Here is a 15,840-nt window from a genome sequence, read left to right on the forward strand (position 1 = left end):
AGGATGAATCGTACCGACGCCCCAAAGACTCCAGCGACTTTCCACGTCAAATCCTTCGGCTGCCAGATGAACGTCTATGATGGCGAGCGCATGGCCGAGATGCTGGGCACGCGCGGCATGACCGCTGCGGCCGATGGCGCCGACGCTGATCTGGTCATCCTGAACACCTGCCACATCCGCGAAAAGGCGGTGGACAAGGTCTATTCCGACATCGGGCGCATGGTGCGCGACGATGGCAGCCGCCCGATGATCGCCGTCGCCGGCTGCGTCGCCCAGGCGGAAGGCAGCGAGATCCAGCGCCGCGCCCGCACTGTCGACATCGTCGTCGGCCCGCAGGCCTATCATCGCCTGCCCGACCTGATCGACAAGGTGGGCCGCGGCGAAGAAGCGGTCGACACCGACATGCCGCTGGCCTCGAAATTCGGCGCCCTGCCTGCCCGCACCAAGCAGGCGCGCCCCACTGCTTTCCTGACCATCATGGAAGGGTGCGACAAATTCTGCACCTATTGCGTGGTGCCCTATACGCGCGGCGCGGAAATCAGCCGCAGTTGGAGCGCGATCATCGACGAGGCCAAGGCGCTGGTCGATGGCGGCGTGCGCGAAATCACGCTGCTGGGCCAGAATGTGAACGCCTGGACCGGCGAGGATGACAAGGGCCGGATGCAGGGCATGGACGGCCTGGCCCGCGAACTGGCCAAGATCAACGATCTGAAGCGCATCCGCTACACCACTAGCCACCCCAACGACATGAGCGACGGCCTGCTCGCCGCCCATGGCGACGAACCCAAGCTGATGCCCTTCCTGCATCTGCCGGTGCAGTCGGGCAACGACCGCATATTGAAAGCCATGAACCGCAGCCATAGCGTCGAAAGCTATCTGCGCATCATCGATCGTGTGCGGGCGGCGCGGCCGGACATTGCCCTGTCCGGCGACTTCATCGTCGGCTTCCCCGGCGAGACGGACGCGGAGTTTGAGGACACGCTCAAGATCGTGGAGCAGGTGCGCTACGCCCAATGCTACAGCTTCAAATATAGCCCCCGCCCCGGCACGCCGGCGGCCGATATGGATCACCAGATCCCGGCGGCCGTGATGGACGATCGGCTCGCCCGTCTTCAGGCCGTCATCAATCGGCATCAGGTAGAGTTCAACACCGCCACGGTCGGGCGCACGACCGACATTCTTCTGGAGCGCAAGGGCCGCTATCCCGGTCAGTTGATCGGCAAATCGCCCTGGCTCCAGTCCGTGGTCGTGACCGCGCCGGATCTTACCATCGGCGACATGGTTGAAGTCGATATCATCAGCGCCGGCCCGAACAGCCTGGCCGGCGAAATCAGCAGGAGGAAGGCCGCTTGAACCAAAACACCGTCGTTCCCGCACTTGCAGGAACCCATCTCCGACCCTGTCCACCAGGATCGAACGGCGGAAGATGGATACTCGCTCTGGCGAGCATGACGGACGGAACAAGGGGCTGACCATGGGCAAGAAACCGAACCACCACCATCGCGAAGATGTTGCCGAACGGGCACGGCTGGAGGTCGTTTTCGAACGGCCGCATCTGCTGACCACATTGTTCGGCCAATATGACCAGAATCTGGTCGCGATCGAAAATCGGCTGGGCGTCTATATCGCCGCGCGCGGCAACAAGTTGCAGATCGAGGGTGAGGCCCATGCCGCCGCCCGCGCCCGCGACGTGATGACCGGCCTCTACAACCGCATCGTCGCGGGGCAGGAAATCGATGCCGGCGCGGTGGAAGCGGTGATCGCCATGTCGTCCGAACCGACGCTGGACGGCATTATCCGCAGCGATGTCGCCGAACCGCCCAAGGTGATGATCCGCACGCGCAAGAAGACGATCGTGCCGCGCAGTGCGACCCAGGTCACCTATATGGAGGCGCTGAACCGCAACGACATCATCTTCGCGCTTGGCCCGGCAGGTACCGGCAAGACCTATCTGGCAGTCGCGCAGGCGGTCAGCCAGCTCATCACCGGCAGTGTCGACCGGCTTATCCTGTCGCGCCCGGCCGTCGAAGCGGGCGAGAAGCTGGGCTTCCTGCCCGGCGACATGAAGGAGAAGGTCGATCCCTATCTCCGCCCAATCTACGATGCGCTGCACGACACGCTCCCGGCCGAACAGGTCGAACGGCGGATCGCCAGCGGCGAGATCGAGATCGCGCCGCTGGCCTTCATGCGCGGGCGGACGCTGGCCAATGCCTTCATCGTGCTGGACGAAGCGCAGAACACCACCATCGCCCAGATGAAGATGTTCCTCACCCGTTTCGGCGAAGGCAGCCGCATGGTCATTTGCGGCGACCCCAAGCAGGTCGATCTGCCGCAGCCGGGCACATCGGGTCTGGCCGATGCGGTGGCGCGACTGGACGGGGTCGAAGGCATCGCCATGGTGCCCTTCGGCATCTCGGACGTCGTGCGCCATCCGGTCGTCGGGCGGATCGTGCAGGCTTATGAGGGGCCGGATGCCTGAATTCCACGGAAAGAAATATCATGATTGAAGTCGCCGTCCTCCATGAAGAAGGCTGGCCCGGTATCGACTGGGAATTTCTGGCCCAGCGCGCCGTGGCCACCGCCATCGCGCACAGCCCCTATGCGGCCTTCGCGGCCGACCAGACGCTGTATGAGGTGGCAGTCAAGCTGACGTCCGATGAGGAGGTCCATAGCCTCAACCGCGCCTATCGCGACAAGGACAAGCCCACCAACGTCCTGTCCTTTCCGATGGTGCAGGATGATTTGCTTCAGGCCACCGCCAATACCGACGATGGCGAAGTATTGTTGGGCGATATCGTACTGGCGGAGGGCGTTTGCGTCGCCGAAGCGGCGGAAAAGGGCATTTCCGTCGCTGATCATGCCACGCATTTGATTGTTCACGGGACTTTTCATTTGCTTGGATATGACCATATGGACGACAATGAGGCCGAAGCGATGGAAGCGCTGGAGATTGCGGCGCTTCTGAGCATAGGTCTTGCCGATCCCTATGGGGATCGAGAGGGCGTTTGATATCGCGTTGTCCGTTTCGACACGCACTGACAGGGGATTGATCGAAATTATGGCTGACGGCAGTCCGAAGGACGGCACCGCTTCGAAAGAAGGGGACAGTAGCAACGAGGGCGGCTTATGGAGCGGCATCAAGTCGCTCCTGTTCGGCGAGGGTGAAGAAACCAGTCTCCGCAAGGAACTGGAAGAAGCGCTCGACGAATATGATGAAGACGAGCAGGACGAAAATAGCGCCCCCCCGGCCAAGGGCGACCTGTCCGCGATCGAGCGGCAGATGGTGCGCAACCTGCTCCATTTTTCCGAACATACGGTCGATGACGTCGCCGTGCCCCGCGCGGACATCATCGCGATCGAGGAGAAGGCGAGTTTCGCCGACCTCGCCGCCCTGTTCGCCGAGGCCGGGCATAGCCGCGTGCCGGTCTATCGCGGGACGCTCGATACCATTGTCGGCATGATTCACATTCGCGATGCCTTCGCCATATTGGCCGGCAAATCGCCGGTGCCCGACACGCTGGAACCGCTGATCCGTCAGCCGCTCTATGTGCCTGAAAGCATGGGCGCGCTCGACCTGCTCGCGGAAATGCGCGCCAAGCGGACGCATCTGGCCATCGTGCTGGACGAATATTCGGGCACGGAAGGGCTTTTGACCTTCGAAGATCTGGTCGAGGAAATCGTCGGCGACGTCGAAGATGAGCATGACGACGCGCCCGAAGCGATGCTGGTGCCGCTCGATGGCGGCCTGTGGGACGCCGACGCCCGCGCGGAACTGGACGATGTCGCGGACGAAATCGACGAAAAGCTGGGCGAAGTCGAGGAAGATGTCGACACGCTGGGCGGCCTGGCCTTCGTACTGGCCGGGCGCGTGCCCGAGCCGGGCGAGATACTCGATCATGGTCCCAGCGGGTGGAAGCTGGAGATCGTCGCCAGTGATGGTCGCCGGGTTACGCGGCTGCGCCTGCATCCACCGGTCGCGTTGGAAGAGGTGGAGGAATAAACGCCTCCACCTGAAATTTCCGTCGGCAAATTTTCGATACCGACGAAATGTTAAGCCTGCGCGCTCATAGCCTGCCATAGGGACATCAGGCGTCATCGTCCTTCGACGAATATGGTAGGCAATGCGAAACGAGCGTAGCAGATTTCAGAGCGGTGGCAGTGCGGACATGAGTTTCGCTGCGCCATGGTCGCCGATCGAGACATTGCTGCTGGCGCTGCTATGCGCCGCGACCCTGTTCTTTACGGTCATCACCCCGCCCTTCCAGGCGCCGGACGAAAACCAGCATTATATGAAAGCGCTGGCGCTGGCGCAGGGCGATGTTCTGACCCGTCAGCAGGGGGAGGCGACCGGCATCGACTTGCCCCGCGCGGCGCTGGACATTCACGCCGTCGATTTCCCGACCGATGTGCCCCCTATCCTGCGCCGGTTCGATCGCACACAGATCGCCGCCAGTGCGCAGGCGGACGCCGGGCGTAGCGGGACCGCCTTTGCCGATTTCCCCAACGTCGCCAGCTATGCGCCCAGCCTTTATGCGCCGGGCGCTTTGGGATTGATGCTGGGCAAGGCGATGGGCCTGCCCTGGATCAACGCCTTCTATGTCGGGCGGCTGGTCAATGCGCTGAGCGGCCTGCTGTTGCTAATCACGGCGCTGCGCCTGCTGCCCTTCGGGCGCAATGCGTTGCTGGCGACCGCGCTGTTGCCGACCTTCGCCTATCAAACCGGTTCGCTGTCGCCCGATGCCGTAATCAACGGGTTGGGCTTTCTGGGGCTGGCGCTGACGTTGCGCACCGGCTTCATGACCGCCACGCCCGCGCGATCGGCTGCCCTGCTGGTGACCGGGCCGTTGCTGGCGCTGTGCAAGGGCGTTTACCTGCCGCTGATGGCCGCCGGGCTGCGCTGGCAACAGCATCGCCGCGATCTGCGGCCGGGCCTGATCCTGGGCGCGATGGCGCTGGGCGCGTTCGCCTTCGTCGGCTGGATGCATTATTCGGGTGGCAGCCAGGCGCTCTATCATATCCAGTCGCGCCGGACCGGCGAGACGATGATGACCGCGCCGCTCGGCGAGCAGCTCAAGATCGTGCTGCATGATCCGATCAACTATATCCGTATCCTTGTCAGCAGTGTGACCGAGCGGGCGCCGGTCTATGCGTTGCAGATCGTCGGGCGGTTTGGCTGGAATGCGATCCTGTTGCCATTGGTCGCCTATCAGCTGGCTGCGCTGATGCTGGGGGCCGGCGTCGCCAACGGGATCGGCGCGCGTTTCGGCATGGGTCAGAGGCTATGGTGGCTGGCGGTGGCGGCGGGTATCGCACTGTTGATCGAAACGGCCATGTATCTGACCGGGACGCCGCTGGGCGCCGACTATATTCAGGGGACGCAGGGGCGCTATTTCCTGCCGATCCTGCCGCTGGTGCTGATCGCCCTATCGCCCGCCGGGCCGGTGCGCGGGGCGCAGAAGCTGTTCGCCATCACCGCGATCCTGCTGGCCACCATCGCGGCGGCGACCGTGTTCGACAGTTTCTGGATCCACGGCTTCGTCACCAGCGACGGCATGCCCCCACATGGCAGCATCGGCCGCGCGCTCCTGCTACCCTCGCCGCGCTGGTAGCCAGAGTCGGCAGAAGGCCAGCCAGCCCAGCCCTTCGATCCAGCCGGCGGTGACGTCGCTCGGCCAATGGACGCCGAGCCAGACGCGGCTGATGCCGATGAGTGCGATCATCGCTGCGGCCGCGACATAAGCGCTCCGGTGCGCAACCAGCATCGCCAGCGCGCCGAAGAACATCATGTTGCCCGCCGCATGGCCGCTGGGGAAGCTGTAGCTGTGCACATTGTCCAGATGCGGCAGCAGGTCGGGCCGCGGGGCGACGAAAATCTGCTTGAGGATCAGGTTCAGCGCCGTACCGCCGGCCATCATAACGGCCAGCCAATAAGCGCCCTTTCGCCGTCCGACCCAGAATAAAGTGCCCAGCGACAGGGCTAGCAATATCAGGCGACCCGCCGTTCCACCGATGGCAGAGGCGCTGCGCATCCACGGCGTGACATGCTGCCCCACGGCGCTGTCCCGCGCGGCCCCTGCCCGCTCCATCAGCCCGACATTCAGCTCGTCCAGCCACCCCGCCCGCTGCATCAGCGCGATCGCCAGAACGCAAAAAAGCGCGAGAGCCAAAGCCCCCGCGCCTTTCATTATCCTCGTTTGCCGCGATTTCCGAGCCGTCAGATGTTCCATCTGACTTGAAATCGCTCCTGGCCGCCGGTCAGATATGGATCGCACGCCCATAAGCCGCGAGCACGCTTTCATGCATCGATTCCGAAATGGTCGGATGCGGGAACACGGTGTGCATCAGTTCCGCCTCGGTCGTCTCCAGCGTCTTTCCGATGGTATAGCCCTGGATCATTTCCGTGACTTCCGCGCCGATCATATGCGCGCCCAGCAGCTCGCCGGTCTTGGCGTCGAACACCGTCTTGGTGAAGCCTTCGGCCTCGCCCAGCGCGATCGCCTTGCCATTGCCGATGAAGGGGAACATGCCGACCTTCACGTCATAGCCCGCTTCCTTCGCCTTGGCTTCGGTGAGGCCCACGCTGGCGATCTGCGGATGGCAATAGGTGCAGCCCGGAATGTTGCGGACGTCCATGGCATGCGGGTGCTTGCCGGCAATCGCTTCGGCCACGATCACGCCTTCATGGCTCGCCTTGTGCGCCAGCCATGGCGGCGCGGTGACGTCACCGATCGCCCAGATGCCGTCCACATTGGTCTTGCAGGTCGGATCGGTGACGATATGGCCCCGTTCCGTCTTGATGCCCAATTCTTCCAGACCGATATTTTCGGTGTTGGGGACGATGCCGATCGCGACGATGACATGGCTATATTCGCCGTTGACGACTTTGCCGTCCTTGTCCTTGATCGCGGCCTTCACGCCATTCGCGCCGACTTCCAGCTTATCGACGCCAGCGCCGGTCAGGATGGTCATGCCCTGCTTCTTGAGCGCTTTTTCAAGGAAGGCGGACACGTCCTTATCCTCGACGGGGACGACGCGGTCCATCATTTCGACGACGGTGACATCAGCGCCCATGTCATTATAGAAGCTGGCAAATTCGATGCCGATCGCACCCGAACCGATGACCAGCAACTTGCTGGGCATTTCCGACGGGGTCATGGCGTGGCGATAGGTCCACACGCGCTTGCCGTCCGCCTTCTCAAAGGGCAGGTCGCGGGCGCGGGCGCCGGTCGCGACGATGATGTTCTTCGCCGTCAGCTCTTCGGTCTTGCCGTCCTTGGTAACGGTCAACTTGCCTTTGCCGGTCAGCTTGCCGTCGCCCATATGGACGGTGATCTTGTTCTTCTTCATCAGGTGCGTGACGCCCTGATTAAGCTGCTTTGCGACGCCGCGCGAACGCTTCACGACGGCTTCGATGTCGGCGCTGATCTTTTCAGCCTTCAGGCCATAGTCGCCAGCGTGGCTCATATAGTGGAAGATTTCCGCGGAACGCAGCAGCGCCTTGGTCGGGATACAACCCCAGTTGAGGCAGATGCCGCCCAGATTTTCGCGCTCGACGATCGCGGTCTTCAGACCCAGTTGGGCGGCGCGGATGGCAGCCACATAGCCGCCGGGGCCGGAGCCCAGAACGATGACATCATAAGTATCAGCCATGATCAGTCTCTCTAATCTTACTTCGCCGCGCCGGTTTCAGTCGGCAGGGGCGGAACGGAACGGGGCTGGCGATCCTCTCCGATCGCCACGAAGCTGAAGGTCGCGTGGGTGACGCGGTAGGAACGGTCGTCATGACGCGCGCGACGCCATGCCTCGACATAGATTTTCATCGACGTGCGACCGACCGACTTGAGCGTCGCAAAGACCGACAGCTCATCGCCGACCACGACCGGGCGGAGGAAGGTCATCCCTTCCACCGCGATGGTCACGGCGCGGCCATGGCTGTGTCGGGCGGCGACGGAGCCAGCCGCGGAGTCCATGACGCTCATCAACCAGCCGCCGAAAATATCCCCATAGGGATTGGTATCGGTCGGCATGGCGATGACCCGCACCGCCGGACTGATATCCGGCGGGGTTTCGTCGACATAAGCCATCAGGCGAGCAGGCCGATCGGGTTTTCGATCAGCTGCTTGAACGCCTGCATCAGGCGGGCGCCATCCGCGCCGTCGATGGCACGATGGTCGAAGCTGCCGGTGGCCGACATGACGGTCGCGATCTGGACCGCATCATCGACGATATACGGACGCTTCTCACCCGCACCAATCGCCATGATCATGGCCTGGGGCGGGTTGATGACGGCTTCGAACTGCTTGATGCCGAACATGCCCATGTTGGAGAGCGAGGCGGTGCCGCCCTGATATTCTTCCGGCTTCAGCTTGCCGTCCTTGGCGCGGCTGGCCAGATCCTTCATCGCGGTCGAGATGGAGGCGACGCCCTTGCCGGCGGCGTCGGTGACGATCGGGGTGATCAGACCGCCGGGGATCGACACGGCGACGCTGATATCGGCGCGCTTGAATTGCAGCATCTGGTCGCCGGCGAACTGCACGTTGCACTCGGGCACCTGCTCCAGCGCGACGCCCAGCGCCTTGATCAGCAGGTCGTTGACCGACAGCTTGACCTTGCGGCTTTCAAGGCCGGCATTGAGCTCGCCGCGCAGTTTCAGCAGCTTGTCGAGCTGAATGTCGACGGTCAGGTAGATGTGCGGCACCTGCTGCTTGGATTCGGTCAGGCGGCGCGCGATCGTCTTGCGCATGCCGCTGAGCTTGACGACCTCGTGCGGGATGCCGAAATCCTGCGCGGCGGCAGCAACCGGTGCGGGGGCTGCGGCGGCCGGGGCGGCGGCTGCGGCGGGCGTGGCGGCCGTCGGCGCGGCGGCGGGTGCGCCGGCCTTGGCGCCTTCGATGTCCGCCTTCACGATGCGGCCGTTGGTGCCGGTGCCGTTGACGCTGGCAAGGTCGATGCCCTTGGCTTCGGCGAGGCGGCGAGCGAGCGGGCTGGCCTTCACGCGGTCGCCCGACGCGACGCTGGGCGCTGCGGCGGCCTTGGCAGGAACGGGGTCGGCCTTGGGTGCTGGGCTTTCGGCCTTTTCAGGTGCCGGATCGGCCTTGGGCGCTGCAGCGTCAGCCTTGCCACCACCGGCTGCGGCGGTCGCGACATCTTCGCCCTCTTCGGCGATGATGGCGATCACGGTGCCGACCTTCACGCCTTCGCTGCCTTCCGACACCAGGATCTTGGCGATCACGCCTTCATCGACGGCTTCGAATTCCATCGTCGCCTTGTCGGTTTCGATTTCGGCGAGCAGGTCGCCCGACGACACGGTGTCGCCTTCCTTGACCAGCCATTTGGCCAGCGTCCCTTCCTCCATCGTCGGGGACAAAGCGGGCATCTGGATCGTCTTGCTCATGCTTTCGGGCCTCTTCTTGGCTTTACGGCTTTGGTCGTTGGCGCCGTGTTTTCACCCATTCGCCGCTTTGGTCAAGTGACGCCGTGGCAGACCCTCTTTTATGGCTTTCATTTTACCGCTATGGTTCGTTGAGATGTTTTACGGAAACATCGCGCCATAAATATCATGCGGGGACGATAAGAAGTGCGGACATATCTGGTCGTCGTGGACGAATCGCCCGAAGCCGAAACCGCGCTGCGTTTCGCCGCGCGCCGCGCCGCCAAGACGGGCGGCGCCGTCCGCATCCTGGCACTGATCCCGCCGGCCGAGTTCGTCCAGTGGGGCGGCGTGCAGGCGACGATGGAGGATGAGGCGCTGCAACGGGCCGAAGCGCTGGTGACGAGCGCGGCCGGCACGCTGACAGACGAATCCGGCATCCGCCCCAGCATCACCGTGCGTCAGGGCGATGCCGTCGCCGTGGTGCGCGGCACGCTGGAGGAAATGGACGATGTGGCCGCGCTGGTGCTGGGCGCGGCGGCCAGCGGCAATCCGGGCAAGCTGGTGACGCACTTTGCCGGCGCGGATGCCGGCAAGCTGCCCTGCCCGCTGATGATCATTCCGGGCGGGCTGGATAGCGACGCGATCGACCGGTTGAGTTAAAGCGCCCGCGCCCTGACAATCCTCCCCTTCAAGGGGAGCTGGCTGGTCGAAGACCAGACGGAGGGGTATCACCCTCTCAATAGCGAGCTACCCCACCGTCACGCGCTTCGCGCGCGCTACCTCCCCTTACAGGGGAGGATCTTGTCAGCGTTTATGCTTGCCCCGTTTCGCGCCGATGTGGCGGATATTCTTCGGGCGACCGCGATGCACGACACCCGGCCGGGTGCGGTCGCGCTTCATCGGGCCGCCGCGCGGCGCGGGATTGTCGGGTAGTTCGAAACGGAGCGATCCGTTGATCGGGTCCGCCTCCGCCAGTCGCAACTCCAGCCGCTGGCCGACCGTGTAGCGATCGCCGCTGTCCACGCCCTGCAACGCCTTGCCCGCTTCGTCATAGTAGAAATGCTCGGCGCCCATAGTCGACACCGGGACCAGCCCGTCGCCACCCAGCCCATCGACCGTGGCGAAGAAACCGAAATTCTGAACCCCGGTGATGCGTGCCTTCACCACTTCGCCGACATGGGCGGACAGGAACGCGGCGACATAGCGGTCGACCGTCTCCCGCTCCGCCTCCATCGCGCGGCGTTCATGGCCGGAAATCATTTCGCCGACCCGGCCCATATTCTCATAATCCTCCTGGCTGAGGGAGGAGCGGTCCGGGATCACCTTGTCCTTGGGCGCCGGAAGATCCAGGCCATAGGCGCCCACAAGCGCGCGGTGGACCAGAAGGTCGGCATAGCGGCGGATGGGCGAGGTAAAATGGGCGTAGCTGCCCAGCGCAAGGCCGAAATGCCCCATATTCTGCGGACTGTAATAGGCCTGGGTCTGGCTGCGCAGGATCTGGGTCATGATCTGCTCCTTCTCCTCCGACTCCCCGACCTTGCGGATCAGGGCGTTGAAGGTAGCAGGCCGGATCACCTGCCCCAACGCGAAATCGATGTCGAAGGTCGCCAGATATTCCTTGAGCGCAACGAGCTTTTCGCGACCCGGCGTTTCATGGACACGATACATGACAGGCGCCTTCTTCGCCTCCAGCGCCTTGGCCGCCGCGACATTGGCCGCGATCATATAATCCTCGATCAGCATATGCGCGTCCAGCCGTTCGCGCACGGCGACGCTGACGATCTTGCCAAATTCGTCCAGCACCACGCGCCGTTCTGGCAGGTCCAGCGCCAAAGGATCGCGCGCGTCGCGCGCCTTGCGCAGCAGCGCCCAGCAAGCCCAGAGGGGCTTGAGCGCAGGTTCGAGGAGATCATTATCCTTCGTGCCGTCAATCGCCGCCTGCGCATCTTCATAGGCCAGCACCGCAGCAACCCGGATCACCGCGCGCGTGAAGCGCCAGGCCGTGACCTTGCCGTTCGCATTGATGGTGAGGTGACAGGCCATGGCCGCCCGGTCCTGCCCCGCGCGCAGCGAACACATATCGGACGACAATTCGTGCGGCAGCATCGGCACGACCTGATCGGGGAAATAGACGCTGTTGCCGCGCTTGCGGGCTTCCTTGTCGAGCGCGCTGCCGGGCCGGACATAGTAGCTGACGTCGGCGATGGCGACGATCGCCTTATAACCGCCGGCATTGCCTTCATCCTCGTCAGGCGTCGCCCAGACGGCGTCGTCATGGTCGCGCGCGTCGGACGGGTCGATCGCGACGATCGGCAAATGGCGCAGATCCTCGCGCTTGTCCTCATGCAGCGGCAGGGCCGACGCCTTGGTCGCCTCCTCCTCCACGCGATCCGGGAAAACATGGGGAATGCCATGTTTGTGGATGGCGATCAGGCTGAAGCTGCGCGGGGCGAAGGGGTCGCCCAGAATGTCGGTGACGCGGGCCGAGATGCGCGGCGGGCGGCCATGAGGTTCGGCCAGCACCAGATCGCCGGGCTTGGCGGTGCCGACGTCGCTGATCAACGTATCCTTGCGGATGCGCTTGTCGACCGGACGCAGCCACAGCTTGCCGTCGGCCATTACCTCCACCACGCCCAGCAATTCCTCGCTGGCCTTGGCAAGTTTCTTCATCGGATGCGCAACCCAGCCGCGACCGGCCTCTTCCGTGCGGGCAAGGATACGGTCGCCGATGGTCAGCGCACCGCGCTTGCCACGCTCCACCACGCGCAGGCGGGGCGCGGGCTGGCCTTCGGCTTCCCACCGTTCGGGCGTTGCGATCAGGGTCGTGTCGTCCACATCGACGATGCGCAGCACCGTGACCTTGGGCACGCCGCCCATCTTGTGGAAGGCGCGGGCCGGGCCAAGGTCGATCACCCCCTCGTCCGCCATGTCCTTCAACAACGCCTTGAGCGCGATCTTCTCCTGCCCTTTCAGGCCGAACGCCTTGGCGATTTCGCGCTTGCCGGCGGGCTGGTCCGACGTCGTGATGAATTCCACCACCTGATCGCGGGTCGGGAAACCGGCGGGACGGACTTTGGTGCGGGCGGGTGTTTTGCTTTTGGGGGTCGATGCCATGAACCAGCTATAGGGATGCGGCGGCGGCGATACCAGCGCTATGGCGGGGCGGCGGTAGCGCTTCGTTGGAGTGGGCATGAACGCCCTGCTCCTGATCGCCGCTGCCGCGAGCGCGCCCTCGCCCTCCCCCGTCCAGAAGGAGGGGGCCGAACATTATGTCTGGGGCGGCGTGAATGACGGCTGGCATCTGGTGAAGCGCGACGACCTGTCGGTTATAGAAGAACGCATCCAGCCGGGCGCGGCCGAAGTGCGGCATTATCATCAGAAGGCGCGGCAATTCTTCTATGTGCTGGCGGGGGAATTGACGATGGAAACGGCGGGGCAGACGCATCGGCTGACCGCCGGACAGGGGATCGAGATCGCGCCGGGTGTGCCGCATCAGGCACAGAACCGGAGCCCCGCGCCGGTGGAGATATTGGTGACATCGACGCCCAAAAGCCATGGCGACCGAGTGGAGGCGCCGTTGCCCTGAACAGGATTTGCGGAGGTTAACTTCGCATATTTCCCTCTTGCTTCGACATTTTAATGCGCGAGTTGGAAATTTTATTATGCGGGTAGGTGGTTCGAACGCGCAGCCTGCAGTCTAGCACTGGCAAGGGTCTGTAGGACAGGAATGGCCGAATGGGGTGGAATGTGGCCCGTCCGCTTGCAGGCGCAAAAGCGGTTTTCCACAATCACTGGACAGGGAGCCTACATTGCGGTCGGTTTTATGCCGGGGTATATGCCGTATGAAACCCCTCCTCCCAATGATCCTCGTCAATCTGATATTTGTCTGCTGTAAATCCTTCGATGTGATCTCGAAATCCAACAAGCTTGGAAATTCTCGCAATCGCTTCTTTGGCTTTCTCTTCACTCGAATATATACCAATTGTCTTCACATCGGTCTCGTCAGGGTTTATTTCGCGGGCGTGTTCGACGAGATATACAAACATGCGGTTTTCCTTCTGCCCAAGGCCCCTCGCTAATCGACTAAACTTGTCTTGCCGCGATTACTGGATGACCGAAATTCAGAACGACTTTCTGCCTCTAGAACGGCAATTTCTGGTCGAAAGCCGCCCGTCCCCTACCCCGCCAGCTTGCGGGCGCGTTCGCGCCAGGTGGTGGCCAGCACGGCGGTGTCGGCGAGGGTTCGGACGCCTTGCAGGTCGCTCTTGTGTCCGCCGCCGATCAGCAGGTGGAAGACACGGGCGACGGGCCAGTCGGGCAAGGGGCGGTCCAGCAGGTCCATGCTGGTGCCGGCCTCCACCTCCCCTTCGCGCACGACGCGGAGGTAGAGGCCGCTGCGCGCGGTCTTGACGATGGTCGCCATGACGTCGCGCGCGCCGAAGCGATGATCGAGCTTCCAGCAGGGCTGGCGGCCATGGCTGACCTCCACGATCGCGGTGCCGAGCGAAAAGCGATCGCCCAGGCAGATGTCAGTTTCGGTGAGGCCACGCGATGCGATATTCTCGCCAAAGGCGCCGGGCGCGTCGAGCAGGCTCTGGTCGGGTTTGCGTGTCCGCCACCAGCCATAATGATCCTGCGGATAGAGATGGATCGCCTTGTCCAGCCCGCCATGATGGACGCGGTCGGCGACGGCATCGTCGGCGAACCCTTCCCATGTGATACGCACCGGGCCTGTGACCGGCTTCTTGGCGATCGCGCTATAATCCTGGCCACGAAAGGGCATGGGCTTGCCGATCAGCAGCGCATCGATGGTCATGGAAGGCGTGGTCATGGCCCTATCCTGCCATGGTTGCACGCGGCAGGCGATGGCCGGTTTGTGGTGAGCGGCCTTTAAGCAGATCGCCCCTCTGCGAAGGATCAGCCGGCGCTCAGTTCCGAGCGGAGTTTCAGCACTTCGCCGCCATTGTCGGCGGTGATCAGGAAAGCCGGGTCGCGGGTCGATCCGTTGCGGCGGATGCGCGAACCCTCGATCGTCCGCTCCACATGGCGGTCGAACCGTTCCGCGATGCGCCCTCGGCCGACGCCCTGCCCCCAATTCCACTTGACCCGCGTTCCCTTACGGAATGTCTCGGTCATGGGCATCCTCTCCTTTTTTGGGTCCATGCTGCGCCGGCCGTTACTCGTCGTCAGCGAAGAGCAAAATTCCCGGAAAGCCAACTGGTTCCCTTGGGTTTTTTTACAGGTTGATATAAGGCGCGCCGATGGATTCTACCGGCCTGCGCGTTGCCCTGTTCAGCGGCAATTATAATTATGTCCGCGATGGTGCGAACCAGGCGCTCAATCGCTTCGTCGGCTATCTGCTGAAGCAGGGCGCGTCGGTGCGCGTCTATTCGCCGACCACCGACACCCCCGCCTTCGATCCGGCCGGCGATCTGGTCAGCACCCCTTCCTTCCCGGTGCCGGGGCGCAAGGAATATCGGGTGCCCTATCGCATGTCGGCGCAGGTCCGCCGCGATCTCAAGGCGTTCGCGCCCAATATCGTCCATCTGTCCAGCCCCGATCCGCTGGGCCATCGCGCGCTCAGCTGGGCGCGGGCGCGCAACCTGCCGACGGTCGCGTCGGTGCATACGCGGTTCGAAACCTATCCGCGCTATTATGGGCTGGCCTTTCTGGAGCCGCTGATCGAATCCATCCTGCGGCGCTTCTACCGGCGTTGCGATGCGATCGTCGCGCCGTCCGAATCGATGGCGCAACTGCTGCGCAATCAGCGCATGAATTATGATGTCGGCATCTGGACGCGCGGTATCGACCGGGAAATCTTCAACCCCGGCCGGCGCGACATGGCATGGCGGCAGTCGCTGGGCATAGGCGATGACGCGCCGGTGATCGGCTTTATCGGCCGGCTGGTGATGGAAAAGGGGCTGGACGTCTTTTCCGACACGATCGACCAGCTGACCGCGCGGCAGGTGCAGCACAAGGTGCTGGTCGTCGGCGAAGGCCCGGCGCGCGAATGGTTCCAGAACCGCCTGCCCAACGCGGTGTTCACCGGTTTCCAAAAGGGACAGGATCTGGGCCGCGCGGTGGCGGGCATGGATATGTTGTTCAACCCGTCGGTGACCGAGACATTCGGCAATGTGACGCTGGAGGCGATGGCATGCGGCCTGCCCACGGTGGCGGCGCGCGCGACGGGTAGCGAGAGTTTGGTGACGGAAGGCGTGACCGGCCGGCTGATCCGTCCGGGCGCCATCAGTGCCTTTGCCAACGCGTTGCAGGCCTATTGCATCGATGCGGACGCGCGCCATGCCGCCGGCGCTGCCGCGCAGGCGCGGGCGGAGCATAATGGCTGGGATCAGGTGAACCAGGCATTGGTCGACACCTATCTGCGCGTCATTCGGCAGCGGGCGCAGGGTCTGGCGCCGAAATCCAGCCCGGTTCCATAATCCGTCCGATCGCCTATATCGATGGCA

General features: G+C 63.5%; 16 protein-coding genes. 8 read left to right on the plus strand and 8 right to left on the minus strand.

Features of this window, described 5'->3' with window-relative positions:
* The first annotated feature begins 3 nt into the window (after window positions 1-3).
* The 5 genes from miaB (at window position 4) to F4U95_RS16680 (ending at window position 5,609) form a co-directional block, all read left to right on the plus strand.
* A complete protein-coding gene (gene miaB, locus F4U95_RS16660) occupies window positions 4-1,353 on the plus strand; it encodes a tRNA (N6-isopentenyl adenosine(37)-C2)-methylthiotransferase MiaB (RefSeq protein ID WP_150426479.1) in 1,350 nt (449 codons plus the stop codon).
* Window positions 1,354-1,474: 121 nt separating this feature from the next.
* Window positions 1,475-2,479 carry a PhoH family protein gene (locus tag F4U95_RS16665; protein WP_120252042.1) on the plus strand — a complete coding sequence of 335 codons (1,005 nt, stop codon included), beginning with the start codon at window positions 1,475-1,477 and terminating at the stop codon, window positions 2,477-2,479.
* 20 nt (window positions 2,480-2,499) lie between these two features.
* Window positions 2,500-3,009, plus strand: coding sequence for an rRNA maturation RNase YbeY (gene ybeY / locus F4U95_RS16670; RefSeq protein WP_150426480.1), 510 nt, complete (start codon window positions 2,500-2,502; stop codon window positions 3,007-3,009).
* Between the two features lie 49 nt (window positions 3,010-3,058).
* The gene (locus F4U95_RS16675; RefSeq protein WP_120249980.1) at window positions 3,059-4,000 is read left to right on the plus strand and encodes a hemolysin family protein; all 942 of its coding nucleotides are present in this window, start codon (window positions 3,059-3,061) and stop codon (window positions 3,998-4,000) included.
* Between the two features lie 166 nt (window positions 4,001-4,166).
* Window positions 4,167-5,609, plus strand: a complete 1,443-nt coding sequence (locus F4U95_RS16680; protein ID WP_246171630.1) for a DUF2142 domain-containing protein — start codon at window positions 4,167-4,169, stop codon at window positions 5,607-5,609.
* Here F4U95_RS16680 and F4U95_RS16685 read toward each other — a convergent pair.
* From F4U95_RS16685 to F4U95_RS16700, 4 genes are read right to left on the minus strand one after another with little or no spacing between them, the layout of a single operon-like run.
* Window positions 5,589-6,278 carry a phosphatase PAP2 family protein gene (locus F4U95_RS16685; RefSeq protein WP_425505076.1) on the minus strand — a complete coding sequence of 230 codons (690 nt, stop codon included), beginning with the start codon at window positions 6,276-6,278 and terminating at the stop codon, window positions 5,589-5,591. The two genes, F4U95_RS16680 and F4U95_RS16685, sit on opposite strands and share 21 nt — an antisense overlap.
* Window positions 6,256-7,650 (minus strand): dihydrolipoyl dehydrogenase, encoded by a 1,395-nt coding sequence (lpdA, locus tag F4U95_RS16690; RefSeq protein WP_150426483.1) that lies wholly within the window; start codon window positions 7,648-7,650, stop codon window positions 6,256-6,258. Before lpdA ends, F4U95_RS16685 begins: the two co-directional genes overlap by 23 nt.
* Before the next feature lie 17 nt (window positions 7,651-7,667).
* Window positions 7,668-8,084, minus strand: coding sequence for an acyl-CoA thioesterase (locus F4U95_RS16695; protein WP_120249976.1), 417 nt, complete (start codon window positions 8,082-8,084; stop codon window positions 7,668-7,670).
* A complete protein-coding gene (locus tag F4U95_RS16700; RefSeq protein WP_150426484.1) occupies window positions 8,084-9,394 on the minus strand; it encodes a pyruvate dehydrogenase complex dihydrolipoamide acetyltransferase in 1,311 nt (436 codons plus the stop codon). Before F4U95_RS16700 ends, F4U95_RS16695 begins: the two co-directional genes overlap by 1 nt.
* A gap of 183 nt (window positions 9,395-9,577) precedes the next feature.
* On the opposite strand from F4U95_RS16700, the gene F4U95_RS16705 reads away from it, so the two are divergent.
* On the plus strand, window positions 9,578-10,033 hold the full coding sequence (locus tag F4U95_RS16705; protein WP_120249974.1) for a universal stress protein: 456 nt from the start codon (window positions 9,578-9,580) through the stop codon (window positions 10,031-10,033).
* 144 nt (window positions 10,034-10,177) lie between these two features.
* On the opposite strand, the gene rnr is transcribed toward F4U95_RS16705, so the two are convergent.
* Complete coding sequence (gene rnr, locus F4U95_RS16710) at window positions 10,178-12,487, minus strand: ribonuclease R (RefSeq protein ID WP_150426547.1); 2,310 nt, start codon at window positions 12,485-12,487, stop codon at window positions 10,178-10,180.
* A 76-nt stretch (window positions 12,488-12,563) separates the two neighbouring features.
* Here rnr and F4U95_RS16715 point away from each other — a divergent pair, with 76 nt between their 5' ends.
* Window positions 12,564-12,959, plus strand: a complete 396-nt coding sequence (locus tag F4U95_RS16715; protein WP_150426485.1) for a cupin domain-containing protein — start codon at window positions 12,564-12,566, stop codon at window positions 12,957-12,959.
* A gap of 235 nt (window positions 12,960-13,194) precedes the next feature.
* Here F4U95_RS16715 and F4U95_RS16720 read toward each other — a convergent pair whose 3' ends face one another.
* From F4U95_RS16720 to F4U95_RS16730, 3 genes are all read right to left on the minus strand, one after another.
* Window positions 13,195-13,419 (minus strand): DUF7336 domain-containing protein, encoded by a 225-nt coding sequence (locus F4U95_RS16720; protein ID WP_120249972.1) that lies wholly within the window; start codon window positions 13,417-13,419, stop codon window positions 13,195-13,197.
* Between the two features lie 131 nt (window positions 13,420-13,550).
* Entirely contained in the window at window positions 13,551-14,204 is a 654-nt protein-coding gene (locus tag F4U95_RS16725) for an MOSC domain-containing protein (protein WP_150426486.1), read from the minus strand.
* A gap of 86 nt (window positions 14,205-14,290) precedes the next feature.
* Window positions 14,291-14,509: a hypervirulence associated TUDOR domain-containing protein gene (locus tag F4U95_RS16730; RefSeq protein ID WP_150426487.1), complete on the minus strand. Its 219-nt coding sequence runs from the start codon at window positions 14,507-14,509 to the stop codon at window positions 14,291-14,293.
* Window positions 14,510-14,634: 125 nt separating this feature from the next.
* Between F4U95_RS16730 and F4U95_RS16735 the strand changes: the two genes are divergently transcribed.
* A complete protein-coding gene (locus F4U95_RS16735) occupies window positions 14,635-15,813 on the plus strand; it encodes a glycosyltransferase family 4 protein (RefSeq protein ID WP_150426488.1) in 1,179 nt (392 codons plus the stop codon).
* Window positions 15,814-15,840: the final 27 nt, after the last annotated feature.

This window comes from Sphingobium limneticum, assembly GCF_008710165.1.
In the GTDB taxonomy this organism is placed as follows: Bacteria; Pseudomonadota; Alphaproteobacteria; order Sphingomonadales; family Sphingomonadaceae; genus Sphingobium; species Sphingobium limneticum.